Source organism: Embleya sp. NPDC020630, from assembly GCF_044334985.1.
GTDB lineage: Bacteria > Actinomycetota > Actinomycetes > Streptomycetales > Streptomycetaceae > Embleya.
In genome coordinates, this window is sequence record NZ_JBIRUB010000008.1 from 153,408 (window position 1) to 176,009 (window position 22,602).

The 22,602-nt window shown below is 70.9% G+C and carries 17 protein-coding genes; 10 read left to right on the top strand and 7 right to left on the bottom strand.

The window, feature by feature from the left end; genetic code table 11:
- Positions 1 to 10 precede the first annotated feature (10 nt).
- Complete coding sequence (locus tag ACH4XV_RS26750) at positions 11 to 1,039, top strand: acyl-CoA dehydrogenase family protein (protein ID WP_395794013.1); 1,029 nt, start codon at positions 11 to 13, stop codon at positions 1,037 to 1,039.
- Positions 1,040 to 1,249: 210 nt separating this feature from the next.
- Positions 1,250 to 2,752, top strand: a complete 1,503-nt coding sequence (locus ACH4XV_RS26755) for a hypothetical protein (RefSeq protein ID WP_395794015.1) — start codon at positions 1,250 to 1,252, stop codon at positions 2,750 to 2,752.
- A gap of 27 nt (positions 2,753 to 2,779) precedes the next feature.
- Here ACH4XV_RS26755 and ACH4XV_RS26760 read toward each other — a convergent pair whose 3' ends face one another.
- Positions 2,780 to 3,556 carry an enoyl-CoA hydratase/isomerase family protein gene (locus tag ACH4XV_RS26760; protein ID WP_395794017.1) on the bottom strand — a complete coding sequence of 259 codons (777 nt, stop codon included), beginning with the start codon at positions 3,554 to 3,556 and terminating at the stop codon, positions 2,780 to 2,782.
- A gap of 134 nt (positions 3,557 to 3,690) precedes the next feature.
- Here ACH4XV_RS26760 and ACH4XV_RS26765 point away from each other — a divergent pair, with 134 nt between their 5' ends.
- Positions 3,691 to 5,322 carry a FadD3 family acyl-CoA ligase gene (locus ACH4XV_RS26765; RefSeq protein ID WP_395794019.1) on the top strand — a complete coding sequence of 544 codons (1,632 nt, stop codon included), beginning with the start codon at positions 3,691 to 3,693 and terminating at the stop codon, positions 5,320 to 5,322.
- Positions 5,323 to 5,661: 339 nt separating this feature from the next.
- On the opposite strand, the gene ACH4XV_RS26770 is transcribed toward ACH4XV_RS26765, so the two are convergent.
- Positions 5,662 to 6,501: an enoyl-CoA hydratase/isomerase family protein gene (locus tag ACH4XV_RS26770; RefSeq protein ID WP_395794021.1), complete on the bottom strand. Its 840-nt coding sequence runs from the start codon at positions 6,499 to 6,501 to the stop codon at positions 5,662 to 5,664.
- 162 nt (positions 6,502 to 6,663) lie between these two features.
- Between ACH4XV_RS26770 and ACH4XV_RS26775 the strand changes: the two genes are divergently transcribed.
- From ACH4XV_RS26775 to ACH4XV_RS26785, 3 genes are all read left to right on the top strand, one after another.
- On the top strand, positions 6,664 to 7,611 hold the full coding sequence (locus ACH4XV_RS26775; RefSeq protein WP_395794023.1) for a TIGR03619 family F420-dependent LLM class oxidoreductase: 948 nt from the start codon (positions 6,664 to 6,666) through the stop codon (positions 7,609 to 7,611).
- A gap of 35 nt (positions 7,612 to 7,646) precedes the next feature.
- Positions 7,647 to 8,435, top strand: coding sequence for a glucose 1-dehydrogenase (locus ACH4XV_RS26780; protein ID WP_395794024.1), 789 nt, complete (start codon positions 7,647 to 7,649; stop codon positions 8,433 to 8,435).
- Between the two features lie 154 nt (positions 8,436 to 8,589).
- Positions 8,590 to 10,365 carry an amidohydrolase family protein gene (locus ACH4XV_RS26785; protein WP_395794026.1) on the top strand — a complete coding sequence of 592 codons (1,776 nt, stop codon included), beginning with the start codon at positions 8,590 to 8,592 and terminating at the stop codon, positions 10,363 to 10,365.
- A gap of 77 nt (positions 10,366 to 10,442) precedes the next feature.
- On the opposite strand, the gene ACH4XV_RS26790 is transcribed toward ACH4XV_RS26785, so the two are convergent.
- Together ACH4XV_RS26790 and ACH4XV_RS26795 are read right to left on the bottom strand one after the other, a co-directional pair.
- Entirely contained in the window at positions 10,443 to 10,700 is a 258-nt protein-coding gene (locus ACH4XV_RS26790) for a hypothetical protein (protein WP_395794028.1), read from the bottom strand.
- Positions 10,697 to 11,131, bottom strand: coding sequence for a hypothetical protein (locus tag ACH4XV_RS26795; protein WP_395794030.1), 435 nt, complete (start codon positions 11,129 to 11,131; stop codon positions 10,697 to 10,699). Before ACH4XV_RS26795 ends, ACH4XV_RS26790 begins: the two co-directional genes overlap by 4 nt.
- Positions 11,132 to 11,432: 301 nt before the next feature.
- Between ACH4XV_RS26795 and ACH4XV_RS26800 the strand changes: the two genes are divergently transcribed.
- On the top strand, positions 11,433 to 14,027 hold the full coding sequence (locus ACH4XV_RS26800; RefSeq protein WP_395794032.1) for a bifunctional FO biosynthesis protein CofGH: 2,595 nt from the start codon (positions 11,433 to 11,435) through the stop codon (positions 14,025 to 14,027).
- Positions 14,028 to 14,094: 67 nt separating this feature from the next.
- On the opposite strand, the gene ACH4XV_RS26805 is transcribed toward ACH4XV_RS26800, so the two are convergent.
- Entirely contained in the window at positions 14,095 to 16,161 is a 2,067-nt protein-coding gene (locus tag ACH4XV_RS26805) for an arabinofuranosyltransferase (RefSeq protein ID WP_395794034.1), read from the bottom strand.
- A 288-nt stretch (positions 16,162 to 16,449) separates the two neighbouring features.
- Between ACH4XV_RS26805 and ACH4XV_RS26810 the strand changes: the two genes are divergently transcribed.
- On the top strand, positions 16,450 to 17,553 hold the full coding sequence (locus ACH4XV_RS26810; RefSeq protein WP_395794036.1) for an ADP-ribosylglycohydrolase family protein: 1,104 nt from the start codon (positions 16,450 to 16,452) through the stop codon (positions 17,551 to 17,553).
- Between the two features lie 46 nt (positions 17,554 to 17,599).
- Here the strand turns inward: ACH4XV_RS26810 and nagA are convergent, their stop codons facing one another.
- Positions 17,600 to 18,742 (bottom strand): N-acetylglucosamine-6-phosphate deacetylase, encoded by a 1,143-nt coding sequence (nagA, locus tag ACH4XV_RS26815; protein ID WP_395794038.1) that lies wholly within the window; start codon positions 18,740 to 18,742, stop codon positions 17,600 to 17,602.
- On the bottom strand, positions 18,739 to 19,695 hold the full coding sequence (locus tag ACH4XV_RS26820) for an ROK family protein (RefSeq protein ID WP_395794040.1): 957 nt from the start codon (positions 19,693 to 19,695) through the stop codon (positions 18,739 to 18,741). Before ACH4XV_RS26820 ends, nagA begins: the two co-directional genes overlap by 4 nt.
- Positions 19,696 to 19,938: 243 nt before the next feature.
- On the opposite strand from ACH4XV_RS26820, the gene ACH4XV_RS26825 reads away from it, so the two are divergent.
- Positions 19,939 to 20,730, top strand: coding sequence for a DeoR/GlpR family DNA-binding transcription regulator (locus tag ACH4XV_RS26825; protein WP_379999300.1), 792 nt, complete (start codon positions 19,939 to 19,941; stop codon positions 20,728 to 20,730).
- Between the two features lie 501 nt (positions 20,731 to 21,231).
- Complete coding sequence (locus ACH4XV_RS26830) at positions 21,232 to 22,557, top strand: extracellular solute-binding protein (protein ID WP_395794042.1); 1,326 nt, start codon at positions 21,232 to 21,234, stop codon at positions 22,555 to 22,557.
- Positions 22,558 to 22,602 lie beyond the last annotated feature (45 nt).

A 22,602-nucleotide genomic window follows, 5' to 3' on the forward strand; every position in this document is an offset into this window, starting at 1 on the left:
GGTCCCGACGATGCGCCTCGCATACACCGAAGACCAGGAACTGTTCCGCGACACGGTCCGCGACTTCCTCGCCGACCGGTGCACCACGGCGGACGTGCGCGCCGCGTGGGCCGCCGACACCGCGATCTCCGCGCGCTGGGTCGAACTCGCCAAGGTCGGCGTGACCGGCATCGTGGTTCCGGAGGAGCACGACGGCCTGGGCATGGGCGACGAGGAACTGGCTGCCGTGCTGGTCGAGGCCGGCCGGGCCGCGCTGCCCGAACCGCTGCTGGAATCCGCGGTCGCGGCCGGTCTGCTGGCCGAGTTCGCTCCCGACGCCGGGTGGTTGGCCGAGATCGCGGCCGGTCGGGCGGCGGCCTCCGTGCTGCTGCCCGGACAGCGCCTCGCGGTCGAGGCGGCGGCCGCCGACGTCCTGGTGATCGGCCTGGCCGACGGCGACCTGCACGTGGTGACGCCGGCCGACTGCGTGCTGACCGCGCAGCGCTCGGTCGACCGCAGCCGCAAGCTCTTCACGGTCGACTTCACGCCGACCGCACGCACTCTGGTGGCCTCGGGTACACAGCGCGCGCTGGCCCGGGCGGCGGACCGGGGCGCGCTCGGCGCCGCGGCGCAACTGCTCGGCCTGACCCGGCGGATGCTGGACACCACCGTCGAGTACGCCAAGCAGCGGGTCCAGCGCGGCGTGCCGATCGGCTCGCACCAGTCGGTCCAGCACCACCTGGCCAACGTGCTGATCAAACTGGAGTTCGCCCGCCCCGTGGTGCTGCGCGCCGCCTACTCGCTGGCCCGCGACCTGCCCTCGGCCGCCCGCGACGTGTCGATGGCGAAGATCTACGCGGGCGAGGCGGCCGACCTCGCGGCCCGCAACTGCCTCCAGGTGCACGGCGCGATCGGCTACACCGAGGAACACGACCTGCAACTGTTCATGAAGCGCGCCTGGGCGCTGGGCACCGCGTGGGGCGACGCGGGCGTACACCGCGACCGGATCGCGGCGGACCTGCTCGGCGACGCGCCGGCCCCGCCCACACCCGCGTTCTGACCCACCCCGTTGGACTGACGACGCATCAGGCGGCCGTCGTCACGCGCGAACGCCCCCGGTTCCCTGGCGAATCGGGGGCATTCGTGTTCCCGGGGCGGTGCTCGACCTGCGAGGATCGGCACGACCCCGGAGAGACGCGCGATTCGTCCGATGGGACCATCGATCCAGGGCCCTACCTTCCCGACACCGTGTGGAGCGGAAGGAGTCGCCATGCCCAACGCCGTCACCGATCACCTGCGCGGACGCAGGCTGCGGGGCAGCGCGTGGTTGGAGAGCGACGAGCGGTTCCGGGTCGAGTATCGCCGGATGCGCCGCCGGGTCCCCGTCTACCGCGCGGTCATCGGCGTGCTGCGCGTGCTGCACCGGCTCACCGCAAACGAGGTCCAGGCACGCGCGAGGATGACGGTCACCTGGTGGCCCCGGATCGGCCCGGACGGCGGGATCTACGCCATGCCGAAGCTGTGGACCATGAAGGAGGGCGGCGACGCCGAGCCCGATCCGCCCGCGACCGAGGCCGAGATGTGGCGGCGGCTCGCGTCGGGCGAGTTGCGCCCGCCGGTCGTGCGCGACGGTGTGCGATCGTCCTCGGGCGCGGACGAACTCCGCCGCCGCGCCTCCTTCGCGGCCCGCCTGGCCCGGGCGATCTCGGCCGACGAATGGCCGCAGATGATCCACGAGTACGAGCGCCGCCGGACGATTCTGCGCCGGCTTCGCCGGGGCGAGATCCCCGAGGGCAACCGATTCGTCGAGTCCGGGGCGGTTCCTCCCGGGGTACGGCCGCCCCTGTTCGGCTACGCCCGCTATCACTCTGTCGGCGATCGTCCCTTGGACGAGCCGTCGGACCGGCTCATGGACGAGGCGTGGGTGCTCAACCGCACGCCGCCGGCGCTGCATCGGCCGTGGAGTGCCGGCAGGCGGCGCTACCCGGGCGCCTTCTTCGGGCCGATGTTCGGCGAACTCGGGCGCACGGTGCCGGGCGCGGAGGCCAATCCGGAGTTCCTGAGCCTGCGCGCGGCCTACGGGGTGTGGTGGGCGGGCGCCGCCTCCAAGCGCAACGAGGCCCGGGTGCTGCGCGGGTCGCGGGTGGTGCGCGCGAAGGACCTGGTGCGGTTCGGGCACGCCGAACTGCACCACGTCGGCTTGGCGCCGAAGCCGGCGCGGGGGCCCGCGTGGGTCCGGCCCTGGGAGCCGCCGAGGCCGGTCGAGGTCACCGACGACGTGGTCGACGTCGTTGCGGGGGTGGCCAAGTCGGGGGCGGGGGCCGGCGGTTCCGGGGTGTCGGGGGGCGGCGAGCCGGGATCCGCGAGCGAGGTCAGGGGGCGGGATGTCTCGGGGGCGGGTGCGGCGAGCAGCGCGGGCGTGACGGGCGGTGCGGGCGTGGCGCGCATCGCGGTCGTCGCGGCGAAGGGCCTGGCCGCGCCCGTGCCGCGCCGGGTGCAGATGCGCGCCCGTCGCGCCTACGACCGGAGGGTACGGCCCGGCGGCGCGCTCGAGGAGGCCATCGGTCGGGCCGTCGCGGCCGGCGACGGGGTGCGGGCCAGGCCCTCGCGGGAGCTCCCCGCGATGGATCCCGCCCCCGACGGGCGGGCGCTCGGCGTGCATCCGTGGCCGGCCGCGCCGGGGTGGTCCGACGCGGCGGCCGATTCGGCTCGTGGCACCTTCTCGTCCGGCCGTTCGCGCGACGTCGGGCGCGGCGGGTCCCCGGAGCGGTAGCGACGACCCCGGGGGCACGTGGTGGCCTCAGCGCACCCGGAACTCCCTGCTGCGGCCCTGGAACAGGCCCGCCTGCTCGGACCAGTCCAGGTTGCCCAGTTCGATCAGGTGCGGAGCCATGGTCAGGGCCTGGGCGCGGGTGAGGTCGCGGGCCGCCCAGATCGCGCGGATCGAGCCCTGGACGCCGTGTGGGGGATAGGACGCGATGGTCTCGGCGGCCCAGCGGGCGGTGTCGAGCAGGTCCGCGGCGGGGACCACCTGCGAGACCAGGCCCGTCTCGTACGCCCGCTGGGCGCTCATCCGCTCGGCGTTGCCGAGAAGGGTCAGCCGCATGACCTCGCCCAGCGGCATGCGCTGCGCCAGATGCATCGACTCGAACCCGGAGACCATGCCGTACGTGGTGTGCGGGTCGAAGAACGTCGCCCCCTCCGCGGCGATCGCGAACTCGCACTCGCCCAGCAGATAGAACGCGCCGCCGCAGGCCATCCCGTTGACCGCGACGATCACCGGCTTCCACAGGTCGGAGAACTTCGGGCCGACCCGGAGCATCGGGTCGTCCATCATGTACGGCGACGACGGCTGCGGGATGTCCACACCGCGGTCGATGCCCGTGCAGAACGCCTTGTCGCCCGCGCCGGTGAGCACCACGCAGCGCACCTCGTCGTCGTGCCGCAGGTCCCGCCACAACGTGTGCAACTCGTCGATCATGGTGATGTCGAACGCGTTGTGCCGGTCGGGGCGGTTCAGCGTCACCCACGCGACGCCGTTCTCCTGCTCATAGCCCAGCGTCTCGAACTTGCGCATAGTCAGCCTTCAATCATCGGTCGCCACCGCTTCGCGGTGGTGTGCGTCTCGATCGCCGCGATGCCGCTTCCCTCGCCGCCATGATCTGACGTACCGTCAGGTTCAATCAACCTCTGGCCTCTCCGGGAGCGATCATGCAAGGGGACCTCGAGTGGGGCAGCATTCCTGCTCTCGTCGACAGCGCGGCGGACCGCTTCGGTGACCGTGAGGCCGTGGTGGACGGCAATGTACGGGTCACCTACACCGAACTGCGGGACCGCGTCCGGCGCGCCGCGGCCGCCGCCATCGCGGCCGGCGTCGGCAGGGGCGACCGGGTCGGCGTGTGGGCGCCGAACTCGCTGGACTGGATGGTGGCCGCGCTCGGCGCGCTCACCGCCGGCGGCGTCGTGGTGCCGATGAACACCCGGTACAAGGGCGCCGAGGCCAAGTACGTGCTGGCCAAGACGCACGCCAGGCTGCTGTTCGTCTCGGGCACCTTCCTCGGCGCGTCCTATGTCGGGATGTTGCGCCAGGCGGCGGGCGGCGCCGCCGAGGGCCGGCCGTTCGCGGACCTGCCGGACCTGGGCCGGGTGGTCGTACTCGCGGACGCCGCGCCGGACGACTGCGTTTCCTGGGCCGACTTCCTGACCGGCGGCGACCACATCACCGCAGCCGAGGTGGACGCCCGCAAGGCGAGCGTGGCCCCGGACGACACCGGCGACATCATCTTCACCTCCGGCACCACCGGCGCGCCCAAGGGCGTGATGACCACGCAGGCCCAGACGTTGCGGGTGTTCGACACCTGGGCTTCGGTGGTCGGGGTCACCGAGGGCGACCGGTATCTCGTGGTCAGCCCCTTCTTCCACACCTTCGGGTACAAGGCCGGGATCATCGCGAGCCTGATCAAGGGCGCCACGCTGATCCCGCAGGCGGTCTTCGACGCGGATGCCACGATGGCGCTGATCCAGCAGGAGAAGGTCACCGTGCTGCCGGGCGCGCCGACCATCTACACCTCGCTGCTCGACGCGGTGGCGCGGGAGGGGGCGACCGGCTACGACCTGTCCTCGCTGCGGCTCGCGGTCACCGGGGCGGCGGCGGTGCCGTTGTCCCTGGTCACCCGGATGGCCGAGGAGCTGGGCTTCGACTCGGTGCTGACCGCGTACGGGCTGACCGAGTCGTGCGGCACCGCCACGATGTGCCGCCAGGGCGACTCGGCCGAGACCATCTCGTCCACCTCGGGCCGGGCCATCCCGGGCGTCGAGGTGATCACCGTGGACGCGGACGGCAAGCCGACGGCGGTCGGCGAGTCGGGCGAGGTGTGGGTGCGCGGATACAACGTGATGACGGGCTACTTCGAGGACGTCGAGGAGACCGCGAAGGCGGTGGACGCGGACGGCTGGCTGCACACCGGCGACGTGGGCGTCCTGGACGAGCAGGGCAATCTGCGGATCACCGACCGGATCAAGGACATGTTCATCGTCGGCGGGTTCAACGCCTACCCGGCGGAGATCGAGTCGGTCCTGGCGGGGCACCCGGCGATCTCGGAGGCCGCGGTGGTCGGCGTCCCGGATGCGCGGATGGGCGAGGTCGGCAAGGCCTACCTGCTGCTGCGTCCCGGCGCCGAGGTCACCGCCGACGAGATCATCACGTTCTGCCGCCGCGAGATGGCCAACTACAAGGTGCCGCGCACGGTCGAATTCGTCACCGAACTTCCCCGCAACCCGGGCGGCAAGGTCCTGAAGTTCGAACTCCGGGCCCGGGCCGCCGAAGAGGCGACCCGCCGCTGAACCCCGCGCCCGCCGAGCCGCCGAGCCGCCGGCCCTTCGGGCCGAGCGGCCGGTGGCGCGACGACAAAACGCCCGTGTCGACCGAGGTCGAGCACGAGCGTCACGCGAACAAAAACCTACGAGGTGGGCTCCCTGCGTCGGCATTGTCCGAACAGGTGCTAGGGGTCGCCTTCCGGTCCATTCGACTTTCGGGCCTCTCAGCCTGACCATCCGTCCTCGGCCAACCACTCCGAAGGCGCTGTCCGGTCAAGCTCCCTCGCTCGCCCCGTAGGCTTCTTTCAGAATACTTCCGCCCAAAGCGGACATCAAGGGGTTTGCCGAACGGATCGCGGCCGGTTCCTATTTCCCCTCGAACTGCGCCGGACGGCGGGCGGCCTTGGCCGCGTAGCCCGCCACCGAGTCGTCCGATACCAGGGTCAGTGCCGCCGACATCGCGGTCAGGCCCAGGGCCGCGTCCAGGTTCGCGTCGGCGAAGGTGTCGATGCTGCGTTTGATGCCCTGTACCGCCAGGGGCGCGTTGGCCGCGATCTCCTCCGCCACGGCCCGTGCGGCCTGGTCCAGGTCGGCCGTCGGCACCACCTCCTGGACCAGGTTCAGCCGCGCGGCCAGCGCCGCGTCGATCCGTCGCCCGGTCAGCGACAGCAGCTTGGCCCACCCGGCGCCGGCCTCGCGGGCGATGCGGATGTCGCCGCCGGCGTCCACCGCGACCCCGATCTGCGCCTCGGGCAGCGCGAACCGCGCATCGTCCGCCGCGATCCGGATGTCCGCCATCAGCGCCAACTCGAACCCGAAGCCCAGGCAGTAGCCCTGGACGGCCGCCACCACCGGTTGCGGCAGCCGCGCGAAGGCGCGAAACCGCTCGTGTACCCAGCGCAGACCCTCGTAGTAGTTGCGTGTGCGCTCCGCCCCCGAGCGCCCGGTGATCGCACCGCCGGGCGCGGTCACGTCGATGCCCGCGCAAAACGCCCGCCCCTCGGCCCGCAGCAGCACCACCCGGACGCGCTCGTCGAAGCGGATCCGGTCGGCCATGATGCCCAACTGCCGGGTCGCCTCCCAGCTCCACGCGTTCAACTTCTCCGGCCGGCACAGGGTCAACGACGCGATGCCCGTGCCCTCGTCCACCTCCAGGCGCATGCGCTCCTCGGCCGCGTCGATGCTCGGGTCGGTGGTGTTGATCACGGTGCGGTTCCTCCTGGAGCGGTCTTTCGGCCTTGTCTGACGACCCGTTAGATCGGAGTATGTGACACGCGTTCGGCACAGTCCATCGATGTCCGTCGATCTCGCCCGACCTGTTTCCCCGAGCCCCCGCTCGACTCCTCTCGCACCTTCGGAGGCACTCCCATGGCCGCGATCCTGCCCCCGGGCACCCTGCACGTCGGCATGCAGCTGCCCATCCAGTCGCAGAGCCGGCTGTACGCGGAAGCCTGGGAGGACGGCGCCGGACCCGACGAACTCGCCGCGCTCGCCCGCGCCTGCGACCGGGCCGGCTTCGCCTACATCGCGGTCTGCGACCACACCGCGATCCCGCGCAGCCACGCCGGCGCGATGGGCACCGAGTGGTGGGACACGATGACCACGCTCGGCTGGCTGGCCGGCGTCACCGAGCGGATCCGGCTGATCAGTCACGTGTCGGTGCTCGCCTACCGGCACCCGATGATGTCCGCCAAGGCGTTCGCCACGCTGGACCGGATCTCGAAGGGCCGCGCCATCGTCGGCGCCGGCGCGGGCCACGTCGAGGCCGAGTTCGAGATGCTCGGGGTCGACTTCAAGACCCGGGGCAAGGCGCTGAACGAGGCACTGGAACTGCTCGACCTGGCGCTGCGCGAGGAATACGTGACCTTCGCGGGGCAGCACTGGCGGGTGGACGACATGGGCGCCCGGCCGCGTCCGGTGCAGACCCCCCGCCCGCCGATCTGGATCGGCGGCTCGGCCGGCGCCGCGCTCAAGCGGGTGGCCAAGTACGGCGACGGCTGGCTGCCGCAGGGCAGCCCGCGCGAGACCTACCCGGCACAGCTGGCCGAACTGCGGCGCTACCGCGAGGAGTTCGGCCGCGCGGACGAGCGCCTGGACATCGGCGCGATCACCGAGATGATCTACGTCGGCGAGGCCGGCTGGGACGTCGGCGCACACACCCTCACCGGCGGCGCGGACAAGATCGCCGAGTCGCTGCGCTGGTACGGGGAGCAGGGCGCGAACCAGATCCAGGTCCGCTTCCGCAGCCGGGACCTGGCCGAACTGCTGGACCAGATCGCCCGGTTCGCCGCCGAGGTGGCTCCGCACCTGTCCTGACGCACCATCAGTCCCCTTCTCCGAAAGGTCTTCGCATGGGCAAGCTGGACGGCAGGGTGGTCCTGATCACCGGCGCGGCACGCGGACAGGGCGTGGCCGAGGCCCGCCTGTTCGCGGCCGAGGGCGCGCGGGTGGTCCTCGGCGACATCCTGGACGAGGCGGGCGAGGCGGCGGCGAAGGAGATCGGCGACGCGGCGCGCTACGTGCACCTGGACGTGTCGAACGAGGACGACTGGCGGCGGGCGGTGGAGGCCGCCGTCGCCGCGTTCGGCCGGCTCGACGGACTGGTCAACAACGCCGGGATCCTGGCCTTCGAGCCGATCGAGGAGATGTCCCGGGAGGCATATCTGCGGATCGTCGAGGTGAACCAGCTCGGCACGTTCCTGGGCATGAAGTCGGCGCTGCCCGCGATGCGCGCGGCGGGCGGGCCGGGCACGATCGTGAACATCGCCTCCTACGCGGGCCTGGCCGGCATGGAGGGCCTGGTCGCGTACGCCTCGACCAAGGGCGCGGTCCTGGCGATGACCCGGGTGGCCGCCCTGGAGGCCGCCCCGCACATCCGGGTCAACGCGATCTGCCCGGGCGGTGTCCGTACCCCGATGACCAATCCGGGGGACATCGAGGGCCTGCCCACCCGGCCGCCCGCGCCGGGCGAGCCGGACCCGGTGAGCGAGGTCTTCGGCGGCATACCTCTGGCCCGCATCGGCGAACCCGACGAGATCGCCGCCGCGGCGCTGTACCTCACCGGGCCCGACAGTTCCTATATGACCGGCACCCACATCGTCGTCGACGGCGGCTGGATGGCCGGCGTGAAGCTCTTCTGACGTCGTTTTCGGAGCATCGGGATATGCCGCTGTGGCATATCCCGGGTGAGCCCCGTCTCATCCCGTGCGGACCCCTGGTGACCCCGAATATCTGACGTACCATCAGCTTCGTGGGGCGGCCGGATCACGCGTGCGGACGCGGTGCGCCGGCCGCGTGCGCAGGCACCACCGAGGGCAGCAACACCGAGGGCAGAGGAGCTTCGCCATGCTGGACCACGTCATCACCGGAGCCACCGTCGTCGACGGGACGGGCGCGCCGTCCTTCCTGGGTGACGTGGGCATCAGGGACGGTCGCATCGTCGCGGTCACCCCCGCCGGCGGCATCACCGAGGAAGCCGCGAGCACCGAGAACGCCGAGGGCCTGGTCCTGGCCCCCGGCTTCGTCGACCCGCACACCCACTACGACGCCCAGCTGCACTGGGACCCGTACGCCACCCCCTCGGTCAACCACGGCGTGACCACGATCATCGGCGGCAACTGCGGCTTCACCCTCGCGCCCCTCAAGGCCGAGGACGCCGACTACACGCGCCGGATGATGGCCAAGGTCGAGGGCATGGCGCTGCCCGCGCTGGAGAACGGCGTGGACTGGAGCTGGGAGACCTTCGCCCAGTACCTGGACAAGCTGGAGGGCCGGATCGCGGTGAACGCGGGCTTCATGGCCGGCCACTGTGCGATCCGCCGCTACGTGATGGGCGCCGACTCGGTCGGCAAGGAGGCCACGCCCGAGCAAATCGCGGCCATGGTGGCGGAACTGGGCAAGGCGATGGAGGCCGGCGCGCTCGGCTTCTCCACCGGCCAGTCCAACCACACCGACGGCGACGGCAACCCGGTGCCCTCGCGGCACGCCACGCCCGCCGAGATCCTGGCGCTGTGCGAGGAGGTCGGCAAGCACGAGGGCACCCAGCTCGAAGTCATCGTGGCCGGCTGTCTGGACAAGTTCTCCGACGACGAGATCGACCTGCTGGTCAAGATGACCACCACTGCCGGCCGCCCGATGAACTGGAACGTGCTCACCGTCGACTCGGCCGCGCCCGACCGCGCCCCCCGGCAGATCTACGCGTCGGAGAAGGCCAAGGAGGCGGGCGGGCGGATCGTGATCCTGACCATGCCGGTCCTGGTCCCGATGAACATGTCGTTCCTGACCTACTGCGCGCTCAACCTGATCCCGGGCTGGGGCCCGATCCTGTCCCTGCCGGTGCCCGAGCGGATCGCCAAGCTGCGCGACGCCGACGTACGCGCCGAGATGTTGCGCAACGCGGACAGCCCCGAGGCGGGCGTCTTTCGCCGACTGGCCGACTTCGGCCGCTACGTGATCGGCGACACCTACTCCGAGGCGAACGAGGGCCTGTCCGGCCGGGTGGTCGCCGACATCGCCAAGGAGCGCGGCCAGGACGACTTCTGGACGCTGATCGAGATCTGCATCAACGACGACCTGCGCACGGTGTTGTGGCCGATGCCCACCGACAACGACCAGGCGTCGTGGGATCTGCGGCAGCAGGTGTGGGACAACGAGCACGTGATCCTGGGCGGCTCGGACGCCGGCGCGCACCTGGACCGCATGTGCGGCGCGACCTACACCACCCGCTTCCTCGGCGACATGCTGCGCGGGCGCAAGCTGGTCTCGCTGGAGCGCGCGGTGCAGATGCTCACCACCGAGCCCGCCGAACTCTTCGGCCTCAAGGACCGCGGCCGGATCGCCGAGGGCTTCCACGCCGACCTGGTCCTGTTCGACCCGGCCACGGTCGGCTCCGGCCCGGCCCGCCTGATGCACGACCTGCCCGGCGACAGCCCGCGCCTGACGAGCGAATCCACCGGCGTGGTCAGCGTCCGCGTCAACGGCGTCGAAACCATCCGAGACGGCCGGACCACCGGCGCCGCCAACGGCACCCTGCTCCGCAGCGGCAAGGACACGGTCACGGTCTCGGTCTGACCGCCCCGAGACCCGGCGGCGTACGGGGGTCCTCCCGTACGCCGCCGCTCCACGGCCGGAGACGACGGGTGTGGTGGTCAGGCGGGCAGGTAGGTCACCTGTAGCACAAGGACGCTTTCGCTACGGACGACGATCAAGTAGCGGAACATGCCACTTTCCGGATAGGCGGTGCCCATCGGGGGATTCGGTCCCTGGTACGTGGTGCCGTCGAGGTAGAGCGCCTCGGCGGCTCTGACGATTTCCTCGGCTCTGGTTTCGACCTGGGCTATGAACGCCTCGGGAGCTCCGCCGACGACGGTCTGCTCATCGGGGTGGTATTCCCAGCTCCAGCTCACGTCTCGACTGCCGCGTACGCGGCGCGCATCAGGTCTTCGGCGACCCGAACACCTCGGGCGCGCACCTCGGCATCGTCGCTGATGGTGTCGACCTGCTCGGCGCGGTGGTAGCGGAACGCGAGATCGGGGTGGCGTTCGATCTCGACGACCGCGGCCCAGTGACGGAGCCATGCGCGCAGGGGGTCGAGGCGGTTGATCTTCAGTGCGGTGGCGGTGGCCTCGCGTTGGGAGCGGTCCATCTCCGGGAGCCAATGTGGAGCGAGCAGCGTGATTGCTCGCCGCAGCCCCTCGATGGTGCGCTCTGGGCGGGGCATGACGGGGGTGCTGTATTCGGACTCGGCGGTCGGCATCGCAGGCTCCCTTCCGATCGGCGTGACGCGGGCGAACCCGGCCCGCCATTCACTGTAGTCGGCGATATCGATGTCGATCACGGCCTGGGACATCCACACCCTCCCGCAGACGCTCGTTCCTTGTCCGGTTCGCATGGTTCAACGACCGAGCTGTCCCGGGGTCACCCGAATGGGTCCGCGCCGGCCCCGGTCGACGCGCTGTCGGCGCGGACGCCGCCCGCCACGTGACGTGCGACACGAGTCGGGATGGGCATGGATCGGGGCCGCCTACGCTTGGTTCTTTCGGGGGCGACGTCGGCTCGGCTCCCGGATGTCGGTGGGGCGGAGCACGTCTCGGTCCGCCGATCCAACCCGCGCAGCAGCGACGACAGCGAGGTGTCGCATGACCCCGACTCCCAACGAGGGACGTCCCACCGAGAGTTCGATGCGGCGCGCGCTGCGACGCGCCCGCGACGGGGTCATGCTCGACGTCTCCGAGGCGGCCGTGCTCCTGCACGCCCGCGACGCCGATCTGGCCGACCTGTGCGCCTCGGCCGCGCGTGTGCGCGACGCCGGTCTGGAGGCGGTCGGCCGCGCCGGGGTGATCACCTACAGCCGCAAGGTGTTCATCCCGCTCACCCGGCTGTGTCGGGACCGCTGCAACTACTGCACCTTCGTGACCGTCCCGGGCAAGCTCCGGCGCGAGGGCCACGGGATGTTCCTCAGCCCCGACGAGGTGCTCAAGATCGCCCGCGACGGCGCCGCGCTCGGCTGCAAGGAAGCCCTGTTCACCCTCGGCGACCGGCCCGAGGACCGCTGGCCCGAGGCCCGCGAGTGGCTGGACGCGCACGGATACGACGACACGCTCGCCTATGTGCGGGCGATGTCGATCCGGGTCCTGGAGGAGACCGGCCTGCTGCCGCACCTGAACCCCGGGGTGCTCTCCTGGACCGACTTCCAACGACTCAAGCCGGTCAGCGCGTCGATGGGGATGATGCTGGAGACCACCGCGACCCGGCTGTGGTCCGAGCCCTCCGGCCCGCACTACGGCTCGCCCGACAAGGAACCGGCCGTGCGGCTGCGGGTGTTGGAGGACGCCGGGCGTTCCAACGTGCCGTTCACCACCGGCCTGCTGATCGGCATCGGCGAGACGATGACCGAGCGGGCCGAGTCGATCTTCGCGATGCGCAGGATCGCCCGGCAGTACGGCTCGATCCAGGAAGTCATCCTGCAGAACTTCCGCGCCAAGCCGGACACCGCGATGCGCGCCACCCCCGACGCCGACCTGGTCGAGTTGGCCGCCGCGATCGCCGTCTCGCGGATCGTGCTCGGGCCGAAGATGCGCGTCCAGGCGCCGCCGAACCTGATCGGCGACGAGTACGCGCGGATGATCGCGGCCGGCATCGACGACTGGGGCGGGGTCTCGCCGCTCACGCCCGACCACGTCAATCCCGAACTCGCCTGGCCGCAGATCGAGTTCCTGGCGGCGCGCACCGCCGAGGCGGGCTTCACGCTGCACGAGCGGCTGAACGTGTACCCCGAGGTGATCCTGCGCGGCGAACCGTGGGTGGACCCCCGGGTGTTGCCGCACGTGCGCGCGCTGTCCGACCCGGAGACCGGTCTCGCAATCGAGGGCCGCAATCCCGAGGGCCTGCCCTGGCAGGAACCCGAGGACATCTTCGCCGCCGCGTCAGGCCGCACCGACCTGCACGAGACGATCGACACCACCGGCCGCACCACCGACCGGCGCGACGACTTCGACAACGTCTACGGCGACTGGGACGCGCTGCGCGAGCAGGTCGCCGCCGGCCCCACCGGGGCGGTGGTCCGGCTCGACTCGGAGGTGCGCGAGGCACTGGCCCAGGCCGCCGCCGACCCGACCCGGCTGACCGACGACCAAGCCCTCGCGCTGTTCCACTGCGACGGCCCCGCCATGGATGAACTCGCCCGGATCGCCGACGACTTGCGACGCGAGGTGAACGGCGACGAGATCACCTACATCGTCAACCGCAACATCAACTTCACCAACGTCTGCTACACCGGCTGCCGGTTCTGCGCGTTCGCCCAGCGGCGCACCGACGCCGACGCGTACACCCTCTCCCTGGACCAGGTGGGCGAGCGGGCCGAACAGGCGTGGGCGGTCGGCGCGACCGAGGTCTGCATGCAGGGCGGCATCCACCCCGACCTGCCCGGCACCGCCTACTTCGACATCGCCCGCGAGGTCAAGAAGCGGGTCCCGGGGATGCACGTGCACGCCTTCTCGCCGATGGAGGTGGTCAACGGCGCGACCCGCACCGGGATGTCCATCCGCGACTGGCTGACCGCAGCCAAGGAGGCGGGCCTGGACACCATCCCCGGCACCGCCGCCGAGATCCTGGACGACGACGTGCGCTGGATCCTGACCAAGGGCAAGCTGCCCGCCGCGACCTGGGTCGAGGTGGTCAAGACGGCGCACGAACTGGGCATCCGCAGCTCCTCGACGATGATGTACGGCCACGTGGACACTCCCGCGCACTGGCTCGGCCACCTGCGCTTGCTCGGCCGGATCCAGGACGAGACCGGTGGCTTCACCGAGTTCGTCACGCTGCCCTTCGTGCACACGAACGCGCCGGTGTACCTGGCCGGCATCGCCCGCCCCGGCCCGACCCTGCGGGACAACCGGGCCGTGCACGCGATGGCCCGCATCCTGCTGCACGGCAAGATCGACAACATCCAGACCAGCTGGGTCAAGCTCGGCGTCGAGGGCACCAACCTGATGCTCGAAGGCGGCGCCAACGACATGGGCGGCACGCTCATGGAGGAGACCATCTCCCGGATGGCCGGCGCCGACAACGGCTCGAAGAAGTCGATCGCCGAACTGGAGGCGATGGCCGCCTCGCTCGGCCGCCGCGCCCGGCAGCGCACCACCACCTACGGCGAGGTGGACGCCGAGCGGCAGGCCGTCGCGCGCCGCCACGACGAGGACGTCGACCGGATCATGCTGCCGATCCTGGGCTGAGCACGCGTACGTCCGCCCGCCGACTCCCCTTCCCCGGGAGGGCCGGCGGGCGGACGCAGCCGACGGATCAGCGCAGCGTCACGACGGTGTACGGCCCGACGACGGCGAGGTTGAACACCTTGGGGTCCAGGAGCTGCTTGCGGAAAACCACGTCGCGCTGCTGGTTCTCCGGCGACATCGGGAACGAGTCGACGACCATCGTCGCGTGATACCCGTCCGGCTGCGCGCGCAGGAGCATCGCGTCCGGGGCCCGCCACGGACTCGCCTTCATGCGCTCGACCAGATCCTGCGCCGACCCGGCGGCGGCCCAGCGGGCGACCTCCTTCTGCCGCGCCTCCAACTCGCCCAGCGGGTTCGAGTATTGCGGCGTATAGGCCAGGAAGCCCCAGTACGGCTTGATCGCGAGAAGCCGATAGTTGTCGGTGAGCAGGATCGTCTTGTTGGGCGCCTTGTGCTTGGTGCCGGCCGAGATGGCCTTGAACAACTTGCCGTCCAACTCCAGCGCCGCCAGCGTGTCCCCGGTCGCCGGTTCGTCCCGGATCCGCGGCCCCTTGCCGTCCGGGTAGGGCTCGCCGAGGGCCTGGTCCAACGAGCCGTGGTCGGAGCGTACGAACTGCTGCGCCACCACCACGCCCGACGCCACCGCGAGCACGGTGACCACGGCGAGCGCGGTACGCGCGATCCTGGGCTCCATCGCCCGGCGGCGGAGCGCCCCGAGCGCCGCGGCGAGCCCGAACACCCCGCCACAGGCCAGGCACAGTTCGAGGATCGGGGTCATCCGGAAGGTCAGCAGGGTGGTCTCGGCGACGCCCGCCACGAACGACAGGACCGACCACACGTAACAAGCGGCGACGCCGATCACGAGCCCGCGCGCGATGATGTCCCCCGACCCGACCGCCCACAGCAGCCAGACCAGGCCGATCAGGCACAACACCCCGATGGGGGTGAACTCCAGCATCGGGGTGGCGAACGCCGCGCCCTCCGGGAAGAGGTAGTGCTGCGCCGCGTTCTTGGGCATGCCGAGGTCGAACGACTTGAGCAGATACGGCACCCACACCGGGAGGATGAGCACCGCCGCCGCCCCCGCGATCGGGAGCAGTCGGCCGAGCACCGTCCCCAGGGTGTACCCGGACGGAGCCGCGCCGGGGTCGTGGGCCTCCCGCTTGCGCGCGATCAGCAGCCCCACGACGGCCGACCCCACGATCACCAACGTGAGGAAGCCGGTGATCAGGGTGTAGAAGAGCGCGGAGAGGCCGAGGAAGACGCCGATCCCGAGCAACACCGCGAGGTTGTTCGGGCGCCGACCCGGGCGCTCGTCCCGGGTGCCCCGGGCCAGCATGTACGCGACGGCGACGATCACCGGCGGGGTCAGCCCGGTGATCACCCAGGCATAGCCCTCGTTGACCGCGGGCGACGCCCCGGACAGGCCCACCAACGTGGTCGTAGTGCTCAGCGCCACGGCCATCCGGCGCGAGACGATGGCGCTCCACAACGTGAACGCCAGTGCGGCCGTGACCCCCGCGGTCAGGATCGTGAACGGCTTGTACGCCTCCCAGCCGGCCAGGCCGAACAGATTCGCGAAGCGTCCGCCGAGCCAGAACCAGCCGGTGGGGTAGAGCGGCGGGGTGTTCTCGTAGTTCATGTCGGACAGCCGCGGGGAGTCGGTCATCCGGGTCAGGTACTGACTGCGGAAGGAGTTGTCGCCCGCGAGCCCGCCGTAGTACCACTTCGTCGCGTACAGCGGCAGCGCCAGCACGAGCGTGGGCAGCGCGGTGACCAGGATCCAGGACAGTACGGTCCCCAGGAGTCCTCGGCCGCGGGCGCGCACGACCAGGAACGCGACCAGGCCGAGCAGCACGGCGGCGCCGAGCGCCGCGTACTCGATCGGGATCAGCGACTTGGACAGCGTCTCCGACTTGTCCGGCCCGATCATGACCCTGGGCTTGGGCATCCCGGCGTGGGTGACCAGGTACTGGATCGGCAGACTCGTCGCGATCGCCACCACCGCCGCACAGCACAGCTCGGCGATGATCGTCCGCGCCCGGCGTTCGGATCGGTCGCCGCTCGCACGCGGGCCGGCTGCGGATCCGGACGCGGGAGAGAGCGCCGCGCCGTGCGCGGGATGGTCCGACATGACGTCCACCAAGCGGTTCCGTTCGATGGGATCCGGGAGGGCTGCGCCGACTTCCGGATCGACTGACTCGAGCAGCGAGGCAAGCCGGGTGCCGAGATCGATCGGGCCGGGGTAGCGGCCATCGGAATCGTCGAGGCCCTGCACCTCGGAACGGCAGCCTATCCCGCCCCACGATCATCCGGGCAGGAGCGGTCGGGCACCGGCGACGTGCTCTCGGATGCGTGTGCGACCCCCCGGCGGGCCCGCGCCGGTACGCTGCGGTGGGGCTTCGGGGGAGGGAGAACACACATGGCCGCACTGTGGTCCAGAGACCGTTTGCAGGACTTTCGGGCACGTGTACGGGGCGCTCTCGTCGGCGGCGCGATCGGGGACGCGCTCGGTGCCGGGATCGAGTTCCTGAGTCTCGCGGAAATCCGCGAACAGCACGGACCCGACGGGGTCGCCGGCTACGTGACGGCGTACCACCGACGCGGCGCGATCACCGACGACACGCAGATGACCCTGTTCACGGTGGAGGGGCTGATCCGCGCGCACGTGCGCCGGGACACCGGGGCCTGGCATCCGCCGACCGACCTGCACGGCGCCTACCTGCGCTGGAAGGCCACCCAGAGCGAATGGGGCCCCGACGAGCGCAAGGACGAGGGCTGGCTGGTCCGCGAGGAGTGGCTGTACAGCTCGCGCGCGCCCGGGTCCGCGTGCCTGCGCGGGCTGGAGGACGAGAGCGTGATGGGCACGCTGGAGCGGCCCAAGAACCCCGACTCCAAGGGCTGCGGCGCGGTCATGCGCTCCGCGCCGTTCGGCCTGCTGGTCGGCTGGCGGCCCGAACTGGTCTTCCAACTCGCCGTGGAATGCGCGGTGTTGACCCACGGACACCCCACCGGCTACCTCGCGGCGGGCGCGTTCGCGGTGATCGTGCACGCGGTCATGCAGGGCGCGCCGTTGGAGGAGGGCGTACGGATCGCCCTGGAGCTGGTGAAGTCCCGTCCGGAGCACGCCGAGACGGCGCGGGCGATCGAGGCGGCGCTGACCGCGGTGCGCGCAGGGGTGCCCTCGGCCGAGCGGGTCGAGGAGCTGGGCCAGGGCTGGACCGCCGAGGAGGCGCTGTCGATCGGGTTGTACTGCGCCCTGGTGGCCCCCGACATGCGCACCGGACTGCTGCTCGCGGTCAACCACGGCGGGGACAGCGACTCGACCGGGTCGATCTGCGGCAACCTGCTCGGCGCGATGCACGGCGACACCGTGCTGCCCGCCGACCTGGTCGCCGAACTCGAGGGCCGCGGTGCGATCCTGCAACTGGCCGACGACTTCGCGATGGAGATGACCCAGGGCACCACGCTGCACGGCCCCGAGGCGGGGGACACGAGCTGGACCCGGCGCTACCCGCCGACCTGAGCGCCGGCCGCCCCGGGCATCGCCCGCGGCGGCCGGATCGCCCCGATCAGGGTCGGCGCTCGTCCACCCACGCGCCCGCGACCATCACCGCGCGCACCTGGAGCGCGTCGTCCAGGACCACCAGGTCGGCCTGCTTGCCCGGCTCAAGGGCGCCGATCCGGTCGGCCAGGCCGAGCGCCCGCGCGGGCGTGGCCGAGAGCGAGCGCACCACGTCGGCGATCGGCAGGCCGCCCGCGACACCGTTGCGCAGCGCGCCGTCCAGGGTGAGCGTGCTGCCCGCGATCGAGTCGCCGCCGGCGAGCCGGGCCACCCCGTCCACCACGTCCACGGTCATCACGCCCAGCGGGTAGACGCCGTCCGGCATGCCCGCCGCGCCCATCGCGTCGGTGATGAAGGCGACCCGGTCCGGGCCCGCGCTCGCGTACGCCAGGTTGACCACGCTGGGGTGCAGGTGCACGCCGTCGTTGATCAACTCGACCACCGCGTCGCTGTCCTGGAGCAGCGCGGTGACCGGCCCCGGCTCGCGGTGGTGCACGCTGCGCATCGCGTTGAACAGGTGGGTGGCCACACTCGCGCCCGCGGCCAGCGCCGCGTGGGTCTGCCGGTGCGTGCCGTCGGTGTGCCCGACCGCCGCGATCACCCCCTCGTCGGCGAGCCGGCGCACCAGGTCGACCCCGCCCGGCAGCTCCGGGGCCAGGGTGACCATGCGAATCGCGCCGTTCGCCACCTTGAGCAGCGTGCCGACCTCGTCCCGATCCGGCGCGCGCAACTGGGTCGGGTCGTGCGCGCCGCAGCGGGCCGCACTCAGATAGGGGCCCTCCAGGTGCAGCCCCGCCAGCAGGCCGTCGTGCACGAGCGGGGAAAGCGTGGTCACGATCCGCAGCAGGTCCGCCGGGGACGCGGTGACCAGGCTGGCGACCGTGGTCGTGGTCCCGTGCGAGCGATGGAATTCGGCCACCCGCAGCGCCTCGTCGGGATCGCCGGAGGTGTACGAACCACCCCCGCCGCCGTGCACGTGCATGTCCACGAAACCGGGCACGATCCAGCCGCCCGCGAGGTCGACCACCGGTTCCGAGCCGTTCGGCCGACCGGGGCCGGCGAAGGCGATCCGTTCACCCACCACGTGCACCGAAGCGCCGTCGACCACCCCGGAGGGCAGCACCACGCGCGCATTGCCGAGCACCGTCACCCGCGCACCTCCAAGGTGTCCCACGCGATCAGTCCGGCGCCTCGGCAACCGGCCTCGTCTCCGAGTGCCGCGGTGACCAGCGGCGGCACGTGTTGGACCACGGCGCGCTCGGCGAGCAGCGTCCGCAAGGGGCTGAACAACTGCTCCCCGGCGAGCGAGAGTCCGCCGCCGATGACCAGCAACTTCGGGTCGTACAGGGCGAGTCCGGTGAGCAGGCCGTCCGCGAACGCGGACAACCCCTGACCCCACACCGCGGCCGCGACCCGGTCGCCCGCGGCGACCCGGGCGACCACCTGGGCCGCGCTCAGCGGCGGGTCGTCGCCCGGCGCGGCCTCGGCGAACGCGTGCGCGATCGCGGGTCCGGAGAAGTGCGCCTCCAGACAACCGACCGCCCCACACGTACATTTACCCCCGCCGGGGCGCACCGTGATGTGCCCGATCTCGCCGGCCTGCCCGTGCGCGCCCGGGTAGGGGCGTCCGTTGAGCACCAGCACCGAGGCGAGCCCGGTGCCGATCGCCACGAACAGGAAATTGTCGCAGTCGCGCCCCGCGCCCAACCGGCCCTCGGCGAGCGCGCCGGTACGCACGTCGTGGCTCAAAGCCGCCGGTAGCCCCAGCCGGTCGGCGACCAGCGAGCGCAGCGGCACCTCGCGCCACTGGATGCTGGCCGACCACACCGCGACGCCCGCCGCGTCGTCCACGATGCCCGGCACCACCACACCCGCCGCGCGCGGCACCCCTCCGAGTTCGACCGCGCGATCGCGCAGTGCCTCGGCGAAGTCGACGATCCCCGCGACCACCGCGTTGGGGCCGTCGGTGCGTCCGGTCGGGCGCCGCTCGGAGTAGACCAGGCCGCCGTTCGCGTCCACGACGCCGCCCTTGATGTCGGTGCCGCCGACGTCGAGTGCGACGACGCAGTCCGCGCCGGACAGGTCGGACGGCGTGATGTTCACGTGCGGCATCGGCGTCTCAAGTCTGGTAGATGGGGCAGATTGTCGGCCCGAGGGCGGGTGGATCCGAGAATGCGCGTTTGTGCTCACTGGATAGCAGTTGAAAACATGAACATGCAACAGCATCGTTGAGTGAGCGCAACCTCACCGAAACCCCCGACGCGTGACGCGCGGGTGGCCGGGGAGGATGGTCGCAACGATCCGACACGAGTCGGGCGGGCTGTCGGACCTGGCGGGAGGTCGCGAGTGAGTCGTTACGAGCGGTGGGGTGCACTCCTCGAATTGCTGGCCAAGCACGGCCGGCTGGAGGTCGAGGACGTGGCCTCGGAGCTGGACGTCTCGCCCGCCACGATCCGCCGCGACCTGGACCAGCTCGCGCAGCAGCAGATGTTGACCCGCACCCGGGGCGGCGCGGTCGCGCACGCGGTCTCCTACGACCTGCCGCTGCGCTACAAGACCGCCCGACACGCGTCCGAGAAGCAGCGCATCGCGCAGGCGGTGGCGGCCCTGGTCAAGCCGGGGGAGACGGTCGGGATCAACGGTGGCACCACGATGACCGAGGTGGCCCGCGCGCTGGTGGCCCGGGCCGATCTGTACACCGAGGGCGACTCGAACGCGCAGGCGTTCACCATCGTTACCAACGCGCTCAACATCGCGGGCGAACTCGCCGTGCGGCGACACGTGAAGATCGTGCTCACCGGCGGGGTGGCGCGCCCGCAGTCGTACGAGCTGATCGGCCCGCTCGCCACCGGGATCCTGCGCGAGGTGGCCCTGGACGTGGCCATCCTGGGCGTCGACGCGATCGACGTCGAGCACGGCGCGAGCGCGCACCACGAGGGCGAGGCGAGCATCAACCAGTTGATGGCCGCCGGCGCCGGTCGGGTCGTGGTGGCCGCCGACTCGTCCAAGCTGGGCCGCCGCGCGTTCGCCCGGATCTGCCCGCTGGACCGGGTCGGCGTGCTCGTGACCGACACCGCCGCCCCCGAGGAGGCCACCGCGGCGTTCGTGGACGCGGGCGTGCGGGTCATCCGGGTCTGACCCGCGGGTCCTTCGGGTCCGTTCGGGCCCGTTGGGGTTGTTCGGGTCGTTCAGGTCCGAGACTCACCAAATTCCGGCCGAAACTCCGGGCATTGCCGCCTGTCAGTGCTGCCGAATCGTTTCTCCAACCAACCCTCCGGCCTGCGCGATGCAAAATTCGTGCACAACCGGAATGGATCATTCGAAGAAGCGTCGATGGACCACTTCAAGATCCAATAGGCGTCCTCCGCGCCGGTTCTCCGCATCCGCGCCCGGACGGGTAACGAATTGCCCGGCAAACTGCCGCGACCTCTCCAACCAATCGCAGGATTGGTGTAGACCTTTCTTCCGGCGAGGTGTTGACTGCCGACACGGCGAGTCCGCAAAATGCTCGATGCTGCTCAAGAGTTTTCTCCAAATCCGTGTTGCGAACAGTTTTGCGCATGTGCACGCATGGGGTTTAGTGCCACGAAACCCTGCCCAACGGTCCTGTTTTCCCGAAGGCATGAAGGCGGTTCTGCGATGAAGCGGCACCAGATGGCATTGGCGGCGACAGGACTGTCGGCCGCACTGCTTCTGTCAGCGTGTGGTGGGTCGGACGACGACAGCGACGACAGCAAGGGGGCGACCCCCGGCGCCTCCGCGCCCGGCGCTCCCGCCGGCGCCCCGAAGGACGGCACGATCAAGTTGGTCGTGGCGGACTACGGCAGCGGCGACGGCAGCATGCAGAAGTATTGGAACGGGGTGATTTCGAGCTTCAACGCGAAGTACCCCGGGATCAAGGTGAACCTGCAGGTCATCAACTGGGATGACATCGACAAGCAGGTCGCGACCATGGTCCAGAACAACGAGATGCCCGACCTGCTGCAGACCGGCGGTTATGCGGACAAGGTCGTCGACGACCTGCTCTACCCGGTCGACGACATCATGTCGCCCGACACCAAGGCCGACTTCGTGGAGTCCTTCACCCCGGCCGCGACCGTGAAGGGCAAGCAGTACGGCATTCCCTTCACCTCCAGCACCCGGCAATTGATCTACAACACGGATCTGTTCACCAAGGCCGGCATCACCGAGCCGCCGAAGACCTGGGACGAGCTCAAGGCCGCCGCGACCAAGCTCAAGGCCGCCGGTGTGGCGACCCCCTTCGGCCTGCCGCTCGGCAAGGAGGAGGCCCAGGGCGAGTTCATGAACTGGGCGCTCGGCAACGGCGGCGGCTACCAGACCAACGGCAAGTACACGGTCAACAGCCCGGCCAACGTCGAGGCGCTGAACTGGGTCAACGACAACCTGGTCAAGACCGGACTGACCGAGTCCAACCCCGGCACCAAGAACCGCAAGGACGTCTACACCGACTTCTACGGTGGCAGCGTCGGCATGGTGAACAGCAACCCCACCATGATCGCCACGCTGAAGAAGGACTACCCGAACCTCAAGTACGCGACGGCGCCCATCCCGGGCAAGACCGGCCCGCTGAACGAGACGCTGGGTGTCTGCGACTGGATGATGGCGTTCAAGAAGAACGGCCACAAGGACCAGATCAAGGCGTTCGTGGACCACGCGTTCAGCACCGAGCAGCAGATCAAGTTCCAGGAGCAGTACAGCTTCCCGCCGGTGACCAAGTCGGTGATGGCCAAGATGACGGCCAACCCCGCCAACGCCGGTCTCAAGCCGTACATCGACCTGCTGCCGAAGGCGAAGTTCTACCCGCTCAACGACGTCGCGTGGGACGTGCTCTCGCCCAAGATCAAGGAGCAGCTCGGCAGCGCGGTCTCCGGGAAGTCCCCCAAGGACGTGCTCGACCAGCTCCAGAAGGAAGCCGAGTCGGCCGTCGCCCAGCAGAAGAGCTGACGCCTCACCGGACAAGTCCGCGCACCGAACGAGGAGGACGGCCCC

Coding starts and splice junctions, on each gene's coding strand:
- ACH4XV_RS26750 (WP_395794013.1), top strand. CDS start 11: ATGCGCCTCGCATACACCGAAGACCAGGAACTGTTCCGCGACACGGTC.
- ACH4XV_RS26755 (WP_395794015.1), top strand. CDS start 1,250: ATGCCCAACGCCGTCACCGATCACCTGCGCGGACGCAGGCTGCGGGGC.
- ACH4XV_RS26760 (WP_395794017.1), bottom strand. CDS start 3,556: ATGCGCAAGTTCGAGACGCTGGGCTATGAGCAGGAGAACGGCGTCGCG.
- ACH4XV_RS26765 (WP_395794019.1), top strand. CDS start 3,691: ATGCAAGGGGACCTCGAGTGGGGCAGCATTCCTGCTCTCGTCGACAGC.
- ACH4XV_RS26775 (WP_395794023.1), top strand. CDS start 6,664: ATGGCCGCGATCCTGCCCCCGGGCACCCTGCACGTCGGCATGCAGCTG.
- ACH4XV_RS26780 (WP_395794024.1), top strand. CDS start 7,647: ATGGGCAAGCTGGACGGCAGGGTGGTCCTGATCACCGGCGCGGCACGC.
- ACH4XV_RS26800 (WP_395794032.1), top strand. CDS start 11,433: ATGACCCCGACTCCCAACGAGGGACGTCCCACCGAGAGTTCGATGCGG.
- ACH4XV_RS26805 (WP_395794034.1), bottom strand. CDS start 16,161: ATGTCGGACCATCCCGCGCACGGCGCGGCGCTCTCTCCCGCGTCCGGA.
- ACH4XV_RS26810 (WP_395794036.1), top strand. CDS start 16,450: ATGGCCGCACTGTGGTCCAGAGACCGTTTGCAGGACTTTCGGGCACGT.
- ACH4XV_RS26830 (WP_395794042.1), top strand. CDS start 21,232: ATGAAGCGGCACCAGATGGCATTGGCGGCGACAGGACTGTCGGCCGCA.